The 14,393-nt window shown below is 71.1% G+C and carries 11 protein-coding genes; 7 read left to right on the plus strand and 4 right to left on the minus strand.

Features of this window, described 5'->3' with window-relative positions:
• Nucleotides 1-24: 24 nt before the first annotated feature.
• From BpN12_RS06815 to BpN12_RS06835, 5 genes are all read left to right on the plus strand, one after another.
• Nucleotides 25-459 carry an acyl-CoA thioesterase gene (locus BpN12_RS06815; RefSeq protein WP_246794518.1) on the plus strand — a complete coding sequence of 145 codons (435 nt, stop codon included), beginning with the start codon at nucleotides 25-27 and terminating at the stop codon, nucleotides 457-459.
• Nucleotides 456-848, plus strand: coding sequence for a RidA family protein (locus BpN12_RS06820; protein ID WP_246794519.1), 393 nt, complete (start codon nucleotides 456-458; stop codon nucleotides 846-848). Before BpN12_RS06815 ends, BpN12_RS06820 begins: the two co-directional genes overlap by 4 nt.
• A gap of 402 nt (nucleotides 849-1,250) precedes the next feature.
• Complete coding sequence (locus BpN12_RS06825; protein ID WP_246794520.1) at nucleotides 1,251-2,525, plus strand: efflux RND transporter periplasmic adaptor subunit; 1,275 nt, start codon at nucleotides 1,251-1,253, stop codon at nucleotides 2,523-2,525.
• A 13-nt stretch (nucleotides 2,526-2,538) separates the two neighbouring features.
• Complete coding sequence (locus BpN12_RS06830) at nucleotides 2,539-5,733, plus strand: efflux RND transporter permease subunit (RefSeq protein WP_246794521.1); 3,195 nt, start codon at nucleotides 2,539-2,541, stop codon at nucleotides 5,731-5,733.
• Entirely contained in the window at nucleotides 5,730-7,394 is a 1,665-nt protein-coding gene (locus BpN12_RS06835) for an efflux transporter outer membrane subunit (protein ID WP_246794522.1), read from the plus strand. Before BpN12_RS06830 ends, BpN12_RS06835 begins: the two co-directional genes overlap by 4 nt.
• Nucleotides 7,395-7,628: 234 nt before the next feature.
• Here BpN12_RS06835 and BpN12_RS06840 read toward each other — a convergent pair whose 3' ends face one another.
• Nucleotides 7,629-8,282: a hypothetical protein gene (locus BpN12_RS06840; protein WP_246794523.1), complete on the minus strand. Its 654-nt coding sequence runs from the start codon at nucleotides 8,280-8,282 to the stop codon at nucleotides 7,629-7,631.
• Between the two features lie 318 nt (nucleotides 8,283-8,600).
• Here BpN12_RS06840 and BpN12_RS06845 point away from each other — a divergent pair, with 318 nt between their 5' ends.
• Nucleotides 8,601-9,365 carry a hypothetical protein gene (locus BpN12_RS06845; protein WP_246794524.1) on the plus strand — a complete coding sequence of 255 codons (765 nt, stop codon included), beginning with the start codon at nucleotides 8,601-8,603 and terminating at the stop codon, nucleotides 9,363-9,365.
• A gap of 114 nt (nucleotides 9,366-9,479) precedes the next feature.
• A complete protein-coding gene (locus BpN12_RS06850; RefSeq protein WP_425306295.1) occupies nucleotides 9,480-10,700 on the plus strand; it encodes an MFS transporter in 1,221 nt (406 codons plus the stop codon).
• A gap of 37 nt (nucleotides 10,701-10,737) precedes the next feature.
• Here the strand turns inward: BpN12_RS06850 and BpN12_RS06855 are convergent, their stop codons facing one another.
• The 3 genes from BpN12_RS06855 to BpN12_RS06865 all read right to left on the minus strand — a co-directional run bounded on the left by BpN12_RS06855 (nucleotide 10,738) and on the right by BpN12_RS06865 (nucleotide 14,321).
• Entirely contained in the window at nucleotides 10,738-12,273 is a 1,536-nt protein-coding gene (locus tag BpN12_RS06855) for a methyl-accepting chemotaxis protein (protein WP_246794525.1), read from the minus strand.
• A gap of 203 nt (nucleotides 12,274-12,476) precedes the next feature.
• A complete protein-coding gene (zigA, locus tag BpN12_RS06860; protein WP_246794526.1) occupies nucleotides 12,477-13,691 on the minus strand; it encodes a zinc metallochaperone GTPase ZigA in 1,215 nt (404 codons plus the stop codon).
• A 180-nt stretch (nucleotides 13,692-13,871) separates the two neighbouring features.
• Nucleotides 13,872-14,321 carry a DoxX family protein gene (locus tag BpN12_RS06865; RefSeq protein ID WP_246794527.1) on the minus strand — a complete coding sequence of 150 codons (450 nt, stop codon included), beginning with the start codon at nucleotides 14,319-14,321 and terminating at the stop codon, nucleotides 13,872-13,874.
• Nucleotides 14,322-14,393 lie beyond the last annotated feature (72 nt).

A 14,393-nucleotide genomic window follows, 5' to 3' on the forward strand; every position in this document is an offset into this window, starting at 1 on the left:
CCCGCCCCACGCAAGGACTCCACAATGAGCGCGGCAAGCTTCGAAAAAGACTATCCGATTCGCTTTTCCCACTGCGACCCGGCCGGCATCGTCTATTTCCCGCAGTACCTGGTGCTGACCAACTGGGCGCTCGAGGACTTCTTCAACGAAGGGCTGAAGGTGGACTTCGCGGGCCTGATCGAGCGGCGCCTCGGCATCCCGATCGTCAAGCTGCAGACCGAGTTCGTCCGGGCCTCGCGCCAGGGCGAGGTGCTGACGCTGCGCATCGAGGTGACGCGGCTCGGCGAGCGTTCGCTCACGGCCACCTTCACGGGCCGCGTCGGCGACGAGGTGCGCCTGCGCAGCGAGCAGGTGTTCGTGATGATCTCGCTCGACAAGGTGGCCTCGATGCCGTTCCCCGACGACATCCGCGACGCGCTGCAACGCTACCTGCCGGTGGCCGAGGAGGTGGCGTCATGATCCAGATCCTGCAACCGCCCGAGTGGGCGCGCCCGCGCGGCTACGCCAACGGCGTGGCTGCCAGCGGGCGGCTGGTGTTTACCTCGGGCCAGCTCGGCTGGGACGCGCAGGAGAAGCTGGTCGGCGAGCGTTACGCGGACCAGGCGATCCAGGCGCTGAAGAACATCGTGGCGGTGCTGGCCGAGGCCGGCGCGAAGCCCGAGCATCTGGTGCGCTTGACCTGGTACGTGTCGGACCGCGAGGCTTACTTCACCGACGCGAAGGAGGTGGGTCGCGCGTACCGCGAGCTGATCGGGCATTTCCCGCCGATGAGCGCGTTCCAGGTGGCCGCGCTGATGGTGGAGGGCGCCAGGGTGCAGATCGAGGCCACCGCGGTGATCCCCGGCTGACGCGGCGCGCGCGACCGGGACGAGCGATTCGCGGCGGGCCGGCATCGGCTCGCCGACCGCCGCGAACCCGGCGCGCGCAGACAATCCGCGAACCAACGACTGACGACACAACGACAACCAACCCTTCGAATGCCGGCCGACGCGGCCGGAGATCGACCCAGGCCATTCCGAACCCTGCGGGCCGGCTCGCCGGACGCCCGCGACCCGCCGGGCGACCGGCGGGCTCCGCGCCCGTCGATCCGGCGCGAGCGCGGCCGTGGGCGCCGGCTTCCGGTGGCCACGCGCGGCGGCTCGCGGCCTCGACGGGCCACGTCGCCGGCGGCGGCCGGGCGGGCGCAGGAGACGCGTCCCCCGACGCCGCCGCAGCGCGACGGGCGAGTCAACACGATTGGATACCAAAACATGCATACGGCTTCCGGTACGAAACAAGAAATACGGCACGACACCACGCCCTTCGACGGTCCGGCCCCGAACCGCTCCACGCCGCCTTCCCATCCCGTCCAGGCCATCCCGCGCGCCGCCGCCGGCGTCGTGGCGCTGGCCGCGCTGCTCGCGCTGGCCGGCTGTCACGGTGACAAGCGCGATGCCGCGCCGCCGCCGCCGGAAGTCGGCGTGACGCGGCTCGCGCCTCGGGCCGTGCCGCTCGTCGATACCTTCAACGGCCGCGTGGAGGCCGTCGATTCGGCCGAGCTGCGCGCGCGCGTGAGCGGCTACCTGGAGCGGATCGCCTACCGGGAAGGCGACACCGTCGCGCAGGGCGCCGTGCTGTTCGTGATCGATCCGCGCCCGTACCGCATCGCCCTGGAGCGCGCCGACGCGCAGCTCGAACATGCGCGCGCGGCGGCCCGGCTCGCGCAGACGCAGCTCGCGCGCGCCCGCACGCTGATCGCCACCCACGCGGTCTCGCAGGAGGAACTCGACACGGCGCAGGCCACCGACCTGCAGGCGCGCGCCGACCAGCACGCGGCCGAGGCCGCCGTGGACGACGCGAAGCTGAACCTCGGCTACACGCAAGTGCGCGCGCCGATCGCCGGCCGCGCGAGCCGCGCGCGGCTGACGGTGGGCAATCTGGCGCGCGCCGACGATTCGCTGCTGACCACGGTGGTCTCGCAGGATCCCGTCTACGTCTACTTCGATTGCGACGAGCAGAGCTACCTGCGCTACCTGGCGCAGCGCACCAACCCGGCCGGCCGCGCGCTCGACGCGAACCCGGTGCGCGTCGAGCTGGCCAACGAGACCGGCTTCCCGCACGCGGGCACGGTCGATTTCCTCGACAACCGGCTCGATCCGGCCACCGGCACGATCCGCGCGCGCGTGCGCCTCGCCAACCCGAGCCGGCTGTTCACGCCGGGTCTCTACGCGCGCGTGCAACTCACCAGCGGCGAGGACCATGCGGCGCTGCTGGTGGACGACAAGGCGATCCTGACCGACCAGGACCGCAAGTACGTGTACGTGCTCGGCGCCGGCGACAAGGCGCTGCGCCGCGACGTGACGATCGGCCGGCGCATCGGTGCCGAACGCGTGGTGGAGAAGGGGCTCGCCGCCGGCGACCAGGTGGTGGTGGACGGCACCCAGCGCATCTACTACCCGGGCGCGCCGGTCAAGCCGAAGGCGGTGCCCGCGCCGGCGCTGACCACGGCCGGTACCGACGCCGCGTCGCCCGCCACGGTGCAGTGAGGAGCGCGCCGCCATGGACTTTTCCAAATTCTTCATCGACCGGCCGATCTTCGCGGTCGTGCTGTCGATCATCCTCTTCGCGGTCGGGTTGATCGCGATCCCGCTGCTGCCCTCGGGCGAGTATCCGGAAGTGGTGCCGCCGAGCGTGGTGGTGCATGCCAACTACCCGGGCGCGAACCCGAAGGAGATCGCCGAATCGGTGGCCGAGCCGCTCGAGGAAGCGATCAACGGCGTGGAAGGCATCATGTACATGAAGTCGGTGGCGGCCTCCGACGGCAGCCTGCAGGTGGTCGTCACGTTCCAGCCGAACGTGGACCCCGACACCGCCGCCGTGCGCGTGCAGAACCGCGTGAGCCAGGCGCTCACGCGGCTGCCCGACGAGGTGCGCCAGTACGGCGTGACCACCCAGAAGCAGTCGCCCACGCCGCTGATGTACGTGAGCCTCTACTCGCCCGACGGCAGCCGCGATTCGCTGTATCTGCGCAATTACCTGACGCTGCACGTGAAGGACGAGCTGTCGCGGATTCCCGGCATCGGCGACGTGAGCCTGAACGGCTCGGGCGACTACGCGATGCGGATCTGGCTCGACCCGAACCGGCTCGCCTCGCGCGGGCTCACCGCGGCCGACGTGATGGCCGCCGTGCGCGAGCAGAACGTGCAGGTGTCGGCCGGCCAGCTCGGCGCGGAGCCGGCGCCGAAGCACAACGACTTCCTCACCTCGATCAACGTGCGCGGCCGGCTGCGCAGCCCGCAGGAGTTCGGCGCGATCGTGCTGAAGAGCAGCGCCGACGGGCAGGTGGTGCGGCTGTCGGACGTCGCGCGCGTCGAGCTCGGCGCCGACAACTACACGCTGCGCTCGTTCTTCAACGACACCTCGTCGGCCGTGACCGGCATCTTCCTGTCGCCGGGCGCGAACTCGCTGCAGGTGGCCGACGCCGTCTACGCGAAGCTCGGCGAGCTGGCGAAGCGGTTCCCCGCCGGCGTGGCGTATCGGCCCGTGTGGGATCCGACCGTGTTCGTGCGCGATTCGATCCGCGCCGTGCAGCACACGTTGATCGAGGCGGTGGTGCTGGTGGTGCTGGTGGTGATCCTGTTCCTGCAGACCTGGCGCGCCTCGATCATTCCGCTGGTGGCCGTGCCGGTCTCGGTGATCGGCACCTTCGCGTGGCTCTACCTGCTCGGCTACTCGATCAACACGCTGACGCTGTTCGGGCTGGTGCTCGCGATCGGCATCGTGGTGGACGACGCGATCGTGGTGGTGGAGAACGTCGAGCGCAACATCGCGCAGGGCCTCTCGCCGCGCGAGGCCGCGCATCAGGCGATGAAGGAGGTGTCGGGGCCGATCGTGGCGATCGCGCTGGTGCTGTGCGCGGTGTTCGTGCCGATGTCGTTCCTGTCGGGCGTGACCGGGCAGTTCTACAAGCAGTTCGCGGTGACCATCGCGATCTCGACGGTGATCTCGGCGATCAACTCGCTGACGCTGTCGCCGGCGCTCGCGGCCCGGCTGCTGAAGCCGCACGGCGCGCCGAAGGATGCGCTCGCGCGCGCCATCGAGCGCGGCTTCGGCTGGCTGTTCCGGCCGTTCAACCGCTTCTTCGACCGCAGCTCGACGCGCTATCACGGCGTGGTGGCGCGCTCGCTGGGCCGGCGCGGCGCGGTGTTCGTGGTGTACGTGGTGCTGCTCGGCGCCACCGCGCTGCTGTTTCGCACCGTGCCGGGCGGCTTCATCCCGCTGCAGGACAAGCTCTACCTCTACACCGGCGCCAAGCTGCCCGAGGGCGCCTCGCTGGCCCGCACCAGCGCGGTGGCCGCGCGCATGCAGCAGATCGCGCACGAGACCGAGGGCGTGGAGATGGTGCAGGGCTTCGCCGGCCTGAACGCGCTGCAGCAGACCACCACGCCGAACGTGACCGCCTCCTACGTGATCCTGAAGCCGTTCGGCGAGCGCAAGCGCGGTGCCGAGCAGATCAGCGCCGAGCTGAACCGGCGCTTCGCGGCGATCAAGGACGGCTTCGTCTACGCGCTGATGCCGCCGCCGATCCAGGGCCTCGGCAACGGCTCGGGCTATTCGCTGTATCTGGAGGATCGCGCGGGGCTCGGCTACGGCGCGCTGCAGAACGCGCTGTCGGCGTTCCAGGCGAAGGTCGCGCAGACGCCGGGCATGCATTACCCGGTCAGCAGCTATCAGGCCAACATCCCGCAGCTGGAGATCAACGTCGATCGCGTCAAGGCCAAGGCGCAGGGCGTCGCGCTGACCGACCTGTTCGACACGCTGCAGGTGTATCTGGGCTCGGCCTACGTGAACGACTTCAACCTGTTCGGGCGCGTCTACCGCGTGATGGCGCAGGCCGACACGCCGTTCCGCCAGAGCGCCGAGGACATCGCGAACCTGCGCACGCGCAACGCGGCCGGCGAGATGGTGCCGGTCGGCTCGATGGTCAGCGTCACGCCGACGTTCGGCCCCGATCCGGTGATCCGCTACAACGGCTATCCGGCCGCCGACCTGATCGGCGAGGCCGATCCGAACGTGATGTCGTCGGCGCAGGTGATCGCGAAGCTGCAGGCGATCGCCAAGGAAACGCTGCCGCCCGGCATCACGCTCGAATGGACCGACCTCAGCTACCAGCAGGTCACGCAGAGCAACGCGGCGGTGGTGGTATTCCCGCTCGCCGTGATGCTGGTGTTCCTCGTGCTCGCCGCGCTCTACGAGAGCTGGACGCTGCCGCTCGCGGTGATCCTGATCGTGCCGGTCTGCATGTGCGCCGCGCTGTTCGGCGTGTGGCTCTCGGGCGGCGACAACAACGTGTTCGTGCAGGTCGGGCTGGTGGTGCTGATGGGCCTGGCCTGCAAGAACGCGATCCTGATCGTCGAGTTCGCGCGCGAGCTGGAGATCCAGGGGCGCTCGATCGTCGGCGCCGCGCTCGAGGCGTGCCGGCTGCGGCTGCGGCCGATCGTGATGACCTCGGTGGCGTTCATCGCGGGCTCGGTGCCGCTGCTGATCGGCTCGGGGGCCGGCAGCGAGGTGCGTGCGGCCACCGGCGTCACGGTGTTTTCGGGGATGCTCGGCGTGACGCTGTTCGGGCTGTTCCTCACGCCGGTGTTCTACGTCGCGATCCGCACGCTGGCGAGCCGCCGGCCCGCCGCCTGGCATGAACCCGGCGGTACCGGCGTGGCCGCGTCGGCCGTCTCTCGGGAGGTCGCGCAATGAACGCAAAACTCTCGCTTTCGCCGCTGTTCCGCCTGGCGCCGCTCGCGCTGGCGCTCGTGACGGCCGCCTGCGCCGTCGGCCCCGATTTCCGGCCGCCGTCCACGGCCGCGCTGCCGGCGCGCTTCGCGCGCGCCGACGCGGGGCGCGAATCGGCGGCGCCCGACGTCGCGCCGGTGGCGGGGGCCTCGGCCGCTTCCGCTGCGTCCGGCGCTTCGGTCGCTTCGACCGCTTCCGGTGCCGCGGTCGCGCCGGTGCGGGCCAAGCCGATGCCGCCGGCCACGGCCGAGGCCGACGCGTCCATCGCTGCCCCGGCCGCCGTCGATCCGCCCGACGCCGCGTTCTGGCGCGGCTTCGGCGATCCGGTGCTGAGCGGGCTGGTCGCCGCCGCGCTGGCGTCGAACCCGGACCTGCGCGCGTCGATCGCGCGCTACGACGAGGCCAACGCGCTGCTGCGCAACGCGCGCTTCGACCTGTTCCCGACCGTCACCGCCAGCGCGCAGATCGGCCATCAGCTGATCAGCCGGGACCAGGCATACGGGGCGCCGCGCAGCGAGCGCGACACGCCGAGCTCGGGCGCGAACCTCAACGCGAGCTGGGAGCTGGACCTGTTCGGCCGCGTGCGGCGCGGCGTCGAATCGCAGCGCGCCGAGACCGCCGCGAGCGCGGCCGACCTGCGCGCGGTGCGGGTGGCGATCGCCGGCGACGTGGCCGCTGCCTACCTCGACTTGCGCGGCCAGCAGGAGCGGCTGCGCATTGCGCGCGAGAACGCCGCGAACCAGCGCGACACGCTGCAACTGATCGATGCGCGCTTCGCGGCCGGGCGCGGCTCCGAGTTCGACGCGGCACGCCAGCGCGCGCAGTACGAAACCACCTCGTCGCGGGTGGCCGTGTACGAGGCGGCGATCGGCGTGGACGAGCACCGCCTCGCCGTGCTGACCGGCCAGCCGCCCGATGCGCTGATTGCCCGGCTCGACGCGCCCGCGCCGCTGCCGGTGGTGCCTGCCGGAATCGATCCCGGCACGCCGGCCGGGCTGCTGCGCCGGCGCCCCGACGTGGCGGCGGCCGAGGCGCGCCTGCACGCGGCCACCGCGCGGGTGGGCGTGGCCACCGCCGACCTGTTCCCGCGCTTCACGTTCTCGGGCTTCATCGGCAGCCTGACCAACAGCTACGGCGTGTTCCGCGAGGGCAGCGACCAGAACCTCGCGATGCTCGGCATCGACTGGTCGTTCCTCGACATCGGCCGCGTGCGCGCGCGCATCGCGCAGAGCGACGCGCAGGCCGCGCAGCAACTGGCGCAGTATCAGCAGGCCGTGCTCGGCGCGCTGGAGGATACCGAGAACGCGCTGCTGCGCGCCGCGCGCACGCGCGACGAGGCCGCCGCGCTCGGGCGCGCGGCGGCGGACAGCGCGCGCGCCGAGCAGATCGCGCGGGCGCGCTTCACGGCCGGCTCGATCGGCTATTTCGAGGTGCTCGATGCGCAGCGCTCGCGGCTCGACGCGCAGGACGCGGCCGCCGACGGCCGCACGCGCGGCGCGGCGGCCGTGGTCGCGCTGTACAAGGCGCTGGCCGGCGGCTGGCCGCCGGACGCGGCGAACGCGGTGGCGAGCGCGCAGGGGGCAGCGGCGGGGAATCCGGGCGCGGAGGCGGCCGTGAACCGCTGAGGGCGGGGGCTTGCGGTCATGCCGGCGCCGCGTCGGCGGCGGTCCGTTCGCGCAGGTCGGGGCCGTGCCGCGGCAAGCGTGCGGTGCTCATCGCGGTGCCACGCCGGCGATGACCGGCGAGCGCGGCCCGATCGTGCAGGCCCGGACCGCATCGCGGCAGGCACGACCGCGAGTGTGCGGCACGGCCGGCATGCATGGCGCATGCCGGCCGGATGCCGCTTCGGGACTCGCGCCTCAGAGCGTCGGCAAAATGCTGGGAGCCGGCACCAGTCCCACTGGCGGCGAGCTGTAGTCGGACGCCGCGACGAAGGTGTTGGTGGGAATCAGGCCGAGCTGGCTCGTCGCGATGCTCCAGAGCGCGATGTCCCCCCACTGGCCGCTGCCTTTCGCGCCCGAGTTCTGGTCGCTCCAGATCATCCTGCCGAACTCGCCCGGCTTGATGAACGCGCTGTTGATGGCCGCCAGCTTGTTCCACCAGAAGCTGCCGGCGGGGCTGCCGTCGTAGCCCTCGTCGACCCAGGCGAACAGCCCGAGCGCGGTGTAGCCCTGCTTGGCCGGCTGCGGCGCCCAGATCTCGATGTCCTGCGCGCCGTCCGAATGCTGATCGGTCCACAGCGCCTCCGAAGCGGTGTTGACGGGGCAGATCGCGTTGCCGTCGAGCGGCTGCACGATCACGGCGTAGGGCGCGATGTTCGCCACGGCCGGCGACGTATACGGCACGGAGCTCGGCAGCGACACGGCGAGGTCGCCCAGGTAGTACCAGCCGTCCGGAATCGAGACCGGGCGGTAGATGGCCACGTTGAGGCTGGCGCCGCTACCGTAGTCGGTATAGATCGGCGCGGTGGGCACGATGGCGATGGCGAGGCTGTCGGCGAGGGAGGTGGTCATGACGGGGGGTGTCCTGGTTGGCTCGGCGGTGGTGAAACCGGAGGCCGCCCCGGGGCCGCCGAGGCTCGGCGGAAAGGCGGCGCGGCGGCAAGGCGCGATCGGCTCTCTCCGGTCGCGCGCCAGTATGGTCACCATCGCGATTTGATCCGATGAAATTTTTCAGAAATTCGCACGAATCAACAGACTTTCCACGGCCTTGCGGCGTCCGCGCGCGACGGCGCCCGCGCCGGTCGTGACTCCCGCCCGACACCCGATTGACGCTTGCATGGCTTTTCAATGAAAGTGGGCGGATAACAAGCCATCCACTCCCGGGCCACCATGAAACCGACTCCTGGCATCTTCGTCGCGACCCCCGCCTATGGTTCGAGCTGTTATCTGCCCTACGTGGCCGGGCTGCTGTCGCTGCAGCGCGCCTGCCTCGAGGCCGGGCTCGGCTTCGAATTCTTCTACGTGAGCGGCACCGCGCTGCTGCACCAGCAGCGCAACGTGCTGATCCGGCGCTTCCTCGACGAATCCACGCTCTCGCACCTGCTGTTCGTGGATGCCGACGTCGGCTTCGAGGGGCGCGACGTGCTGCGGATGCACGCGCTGCAAGCCGAGATCGCGCTCGGTCCCTATCCGGCCAAGCAGCTCGACTGGCAGGCGGTGGTGGAGACGGCGCGCCGGCGGCCCGAGCTGTCGGCGCAGCAGGTGGCGCTGGCCGCGGCCGACTATCGGCACACGCTCTACGCGATCGGCGACGGTGCCCTGCAGGGCGAGCAGCCGGTCGAGGTGGCGGCCGGCGGCGCCGGCCTGATGATGCTGGAGCGCGCGGTGTTCGAGAGGCTCGCGCTGGCCTATCCCGACACGCGCGTCGAGGTGCCGGAGGTGTACCGCCATCTCGTGCCGCACGCCACGCATCTGCACGAACACTTCGAATTCCTGCGCGAACCGGGCGGCCGCGCGCTGTCCGAGGATCTGTCGTTCTGCCGGAAATGGCGCGACCTCGGCGGGGCGATCTATGCGTGCCCGTGGTTCCGCACCACGCATGCGGGCGTGCATTACTTCGACGGGAACCTGCCGGCGCTGCTCGGGCGCGCTTGAGAGTCCGGCGACGCGCGCGGGCGGCTCGATGGTTTCGCCAGATTCAGTTGCAAATTAAAACTTGTTCGATTACGCTCCGTTTGGTTTTCATTTGAAACTAGATGGAGCCCCGCCATGGATGTGTCCGCATCGTGCCCGGCCGCCCGGCCATGCGAAACCGCCGCCGCGCATGACGCCCGCATGCCGCGCGCGCTCGTCGCGCTGTTCGCGGTCGCGAGCGGCGCGAGCGTGGCCAACGTCTACTATGCGCAGCCGCTGCTCGATGCGTTCGCGGCCGATTTCGGCATCGCGCGCGCGGCCGTCGGCGGGCTGGTCACGGCCACCCAGCTCGGCTGCGCGCTGGCGCTGCTGTTGCTGGTGCCGCTTGGCGACCGCCTCGACCGGCGCCGCCTGATCGGTGCGCAGTGCGTGGCGCTGGTCGCCGCGCTCGCGGCGGTGGCCGGCGCGCGCTCGGTGCCGCTGCTGCTCGCGGCGATGCTCGGCGTGGGCCTGCTCGGCACGGCCATGACGCAGGGGCTGCTCGCCTGCGCGGCCAGCGCGGCGGCGCCCGACGAGCGCGGCCGCGTGGTGGGCGCGGCGCAGGGCGGGGTGTTCGTCGGGCTGCTGCTGGCGCGCGTGGTGTCGGGCGCGCTCGGCGATCTGGTGGGCTGGCGTGGCGTGTACGCGGCTTCGGCGCTGGTGATGCTGGCGCTCGCCTGGCCGCTCGCGCGGCGGCTGCCGGCCACGGCCCCGGTGGCGCAGCGCAGCTATCTTCAACTGCTCGCGTCGATGCTGGCGCTGCTGCGCGAGGAGCGCGTGCTGCGCGTGCGCGGCCTGCTCGCGCTGCTGATGTTCGCGGCGCTGAACGTGTTCTGGAGCGCGCTGGTGCTGCCGCTGTCGGCGCCGCCGTTCGGCTTTTCGCATACGGCGATCGGCGCGTTCGGCCTGGCCGGCGCGGCGGGCGCGCTGGCGGCGTCGCGGGCCGGGCACTGGGCCGACCGCGGTTTCGCCGGCCGCACCAGCGCGCTCGCGCTGGCCCTGCTGACGCTCGCCTGGGCGCCGCTCGCGCTGCTGCACCAGTCGCTCGGCGCGCTGCTGGCGGGGATCGTGCTGCTCGATGTCGGCGCGCAGTTGCTGCACGTGACGAACCAGAGCCTGATCTTCCGCGCGCGGCCCGATGCGCCGAGCCGGCTGATCGGCGCCTACATGCTGTTCTACGCGGCCGGCAGCGGGCTGGGCGCGATCGCCACCACGGCCACCTACGCGCGCGCGGGCTGGACGGGCGTGTGCCTGCTCGGCGCCGCGATCAGCGCGGCGGCGTCCGGCTTCTGGTGGACGACGCGCGAGCGCGGCTGAGGGCGGCGGCGGAGGACGAGGCAGCGCATCGCCGTGCTCACGCGAGCCGGAACACGGCCACCGCCGAGCGCAGCCGGCCTGCCTGCTCGTCGAGCGAGGTCGCCGCGGCCGCCGCCTGCTCGACGAGCGCCGCGTTCTGCTGCGTGACTTCGTCCATCTGCGTGACGGCGCGCCCGACCTGGTCGATGCCGGTGGCCTGCTCGGCCGAGGCGGCCGAGATCTCGCCGATGATGTCCGACACCTGGCCGATCGAGCGGTCGATCTCGGCCATCCGTTCGCCGGCCACCTGCACGAGCCGGTTGCCGTCGCCGACCTTGTTCACCGACACCTGGATCAGCTCCTTGATGTCCTTGGCGGCCGAGGCGCTGCGCTGCGCGAGCGAGCGCACCTCGGAGGCCACCACCGCGAAGCCGCGCCCGTCCTCGCCGGCGCGCGCCGCCTCCACGGCCGCGTTCAGCGCCAGGATGTTGGTCTGGAACGCGATGCCCTCGATCACCGAGGTGATGTCGGCGATCCGCTCGGACTGCTGCGCGATCAGCGACATGGTGTCGACCACCTCGCGCACCGCCGCGCCGCCGCGCGAGGTCGCGTCGTTGGCGGTGTCGACGAGGCCGTTGGCCTGCCGCGCGTTGTCGGCGTTCTGGCGCACCGTGCCGGTGATCTGTTCCATGCTCGCGGCGGTCTCCTGCAGCGAGGCGGCCTGCTGCTCGGTGCGCTGCGAGAGATCGAGATTGCCCTGCGCGATCTCGCCGGCGCCGTGCGCGATCGCCTGGCTCGCCGACTGGATCTCGGCGATCATCGCGGCGAGCCGGTTGCGCATCCCGGCCAGCGCGGCGACCAGGCTGCCGGGCGCGGCGCGCGACGCGTCGAACGTGACGTGCAGGTTGCCGTTCGCGATGTCGGTGGCGATCGCGGTGGCATGCGCGGGTTCGCCGCCGAGCGTGCGCCGCACGCTGCGCACCATCGTCACTGCGATCGCAGACACCACCAGCGCGATCACGAAGCCGATGCCGGCCATGATCCAGGCGAGCCGGTCGAACACGCGATCGATGTCGTCGTAGAAGAAGCCGGTGCCGACCAGCCAGTTCCAGTCGGGCACCTTCATCACGCCCTGCAGTTTCAGCACCGGCGGCTTGTCGGCCGCGCGCTTGATCAGCAGGTCGACGATCGCATAGTGCGATTGCGCGAGCCCCTGCGCATAGGCCTCGGTATCGGTCATGCCGCTCGTGGTGTGATTCTCGGTCATCAGCTTGCCGACGAAAGCCGGATTCACGTGAACGAGGTTGAGGTTCTCCGTGTTCTTCACCCAGTAGTAGCTGTGGTCGTCGACGTTCAACGCTGTGATCGCAGATATCGCGAGCTTTTGCGCGTCGGCGGCGCTCAGCTCGCCGCGAGCCTGCCGGTCGCGTATCCCGTCGATGAGATGCTCGACCTTCTTCAGCAGCACCACCACTTCGTCGCGCCGGCTGTCGATGAACGCATCGTGCATGATGGTGAGGCCGGTGGCGGCCATCAGGACGATCCCTACGAGTGCCGCGATCACGAGCACGGACAGTTTGGTGGACAGCTTCATGCTTTGCGCCTCGATACGTTGTGTCTTCCTTAACGATATCGGCGCGGAAAACGCGCGGCTTGAGGGCGCGCGCGTGCAGACAAACCCGCATCACGAGGCGGGTCCGCGTATGAAGGATCTGGTCTGATGAAACCGCCTGGTCCGACGAATCCGTTCGCGTCGATTTGCTTAGGGATTCGAACCAACCGGATCGGCGACTCCGGTCACGGCCAGTCCGGGAACGGGTTCGCCCAGGTGGTCCAGACGGCCGGGCCGGCCTCCATTTCGGCATCGCCGAGCAGGCACGCGTCGAGCCGCGCGCGCAGCGCCGCATCGTCCATGTCGACACCGATCAGCACCAGCTCCTGGCGCGCGTCGCCCACGCCGTCGGCCCATTTCCCGCGGATCAGCGCGACGGCTTCGGGATCGGCGGGCCAGCGCTCGGGCGGCACCGCGGCCCACCACTGGCCGGCCACGCCGTGGTGCGCGAACGCGCCGGCCTGCGACCAGTTGCCGGCCAGCGTCGGATGGCTCGCGAGCCAGAAGAAGCCCTTCGAGCGCACCACGCCGGGCCATTCGCTTTCGACCAGCGCAAAGAAGCGCTGCGGATGAAACGGCCGGCGCGCGTGATAGACGAAGCTGCGGATGCCGTATTCCTCGGATTCGGGCACGTGCTCGCCGCGCAGTTCCCTGAGCCAGCCCGGCGCGCGCGCGGCCTCGTCGAAATCGAACAGGCCGGTGTCGAGCACGCGCGCGAGCGGCACCTTGCCGAACTCGGCGATCTCGATCCGCGCACGGGGATTCAGACTGGTCAGTATCGCGATCAGCCGCTCGCGTTCCTCGGCCGCGATCAGGTCGGTCTTGTTCAGCACGATCACGTCGCAGAACTCCACCTGCTCGATCAGCAGATCGACCACGGTGCGGTGGTCCTCGTCGCCGAGCGATTCGCCGCGCGCGGCGAGCCGGTCCGACGAGCTGTAGTCGCGCAGGAAGTTGAACGCGTCGACCACCGTGACCATGGTGTCGAGCCGCGCGAGGTCGCCGAGGCTGCGGCCGTCCTCGGCCTCGAACGTGAAGGTCTCGGCCACCGGCAGCGGCTCGGAGATGCCGGTCGATTCGATCACGAGCTGGTCGAAGCGGCCGTCGCGCGCGAGGCGTTCCACCTCGATCAGCAGGTCCTCGCGCAGCGTGCAGCAGATGCAGCCGTTGCTCATCTCGACGAGCTTCTCGTCGGTGCGCGAGAGTTCGGCGCCGCCGTTGCGCACCAGCGCGGCGTCGATGTTGACCTCCGACATGTCGTTGACGATCACCGCGACGCGGCGGCCGTCGCGGTTGTTGAGGATGTGGTTCAGCAGCGTGGTCTTGCCGGCGCCGAGGAAACCGGACAGCACGGTGACGGGCAGCTTCGGCGGGACGCTGGGCAGGGCGGGAGTCGTCATGAGGGTGGCGGGCGCTTGCGGGTTGGGACGTCGTGTGGCGCGCCGGCGGCATCGGGCGGACCGACGGCACGGGGCGGGCGCATCACGGGATGTCGAAATGATACGTTATATCATCTCAAAATTCACGGACGACGAGAATTCGTCCCGACGCCACCCGCGGGAACGCCGCCACCGGCCCGTTCAGCGGCGCCGCCGCCAGGCATCGAGCGACCACGGGCCGGCGCCCGCCAGCGCGATCGACAGCGCCACGCAGCCCATCAGCACCGGATATTCGATGCCGCGTTCGAGCCACGACCAGGCCGGCCCGAGCACGCGGGCGATGCCGATCATCTCCGCGCAGATCGCGAGCGCCACCGCGCGCGTGCCGAGCCCGAGCATCAGCAGCAGCGCGCCGGCCGTCTCGATCAACATCACCAGCGTGGCGAGCTGCGGCGCGAACGGCAGTCCGGCGCCGTCGCGGATCAGCCGGATCGAGCTGGCCATCGGGTCGGCCATCGCGCCGTGCGCGGTGTGCAGCAGCTTCGGCAGGCCGTGCGTGAGCAGGATCGCGCCGAGCGAGACGCGCAGCAGCGCGGCGCCGAGGGCCGCGCGATAGGGCTGGGCGCAGGAAGTGGCGGAGGAGGCCGGCATCGGTGGCTCGCAGTGATTCGTGAAGGTTCGCGGCGGCGCATGACGGCCGGGAGCCCGCGCCCGGCCGCCGCG

The organism is Burkholderia perseverans, from assembly GCF_022870505.1.
Lineage (GTDB): Bacteria > Pseudomonadota > Gammaproteobacteria > Burkholderiales > Burkholderiaceae > Burkholderia > Burkholderia plantarii.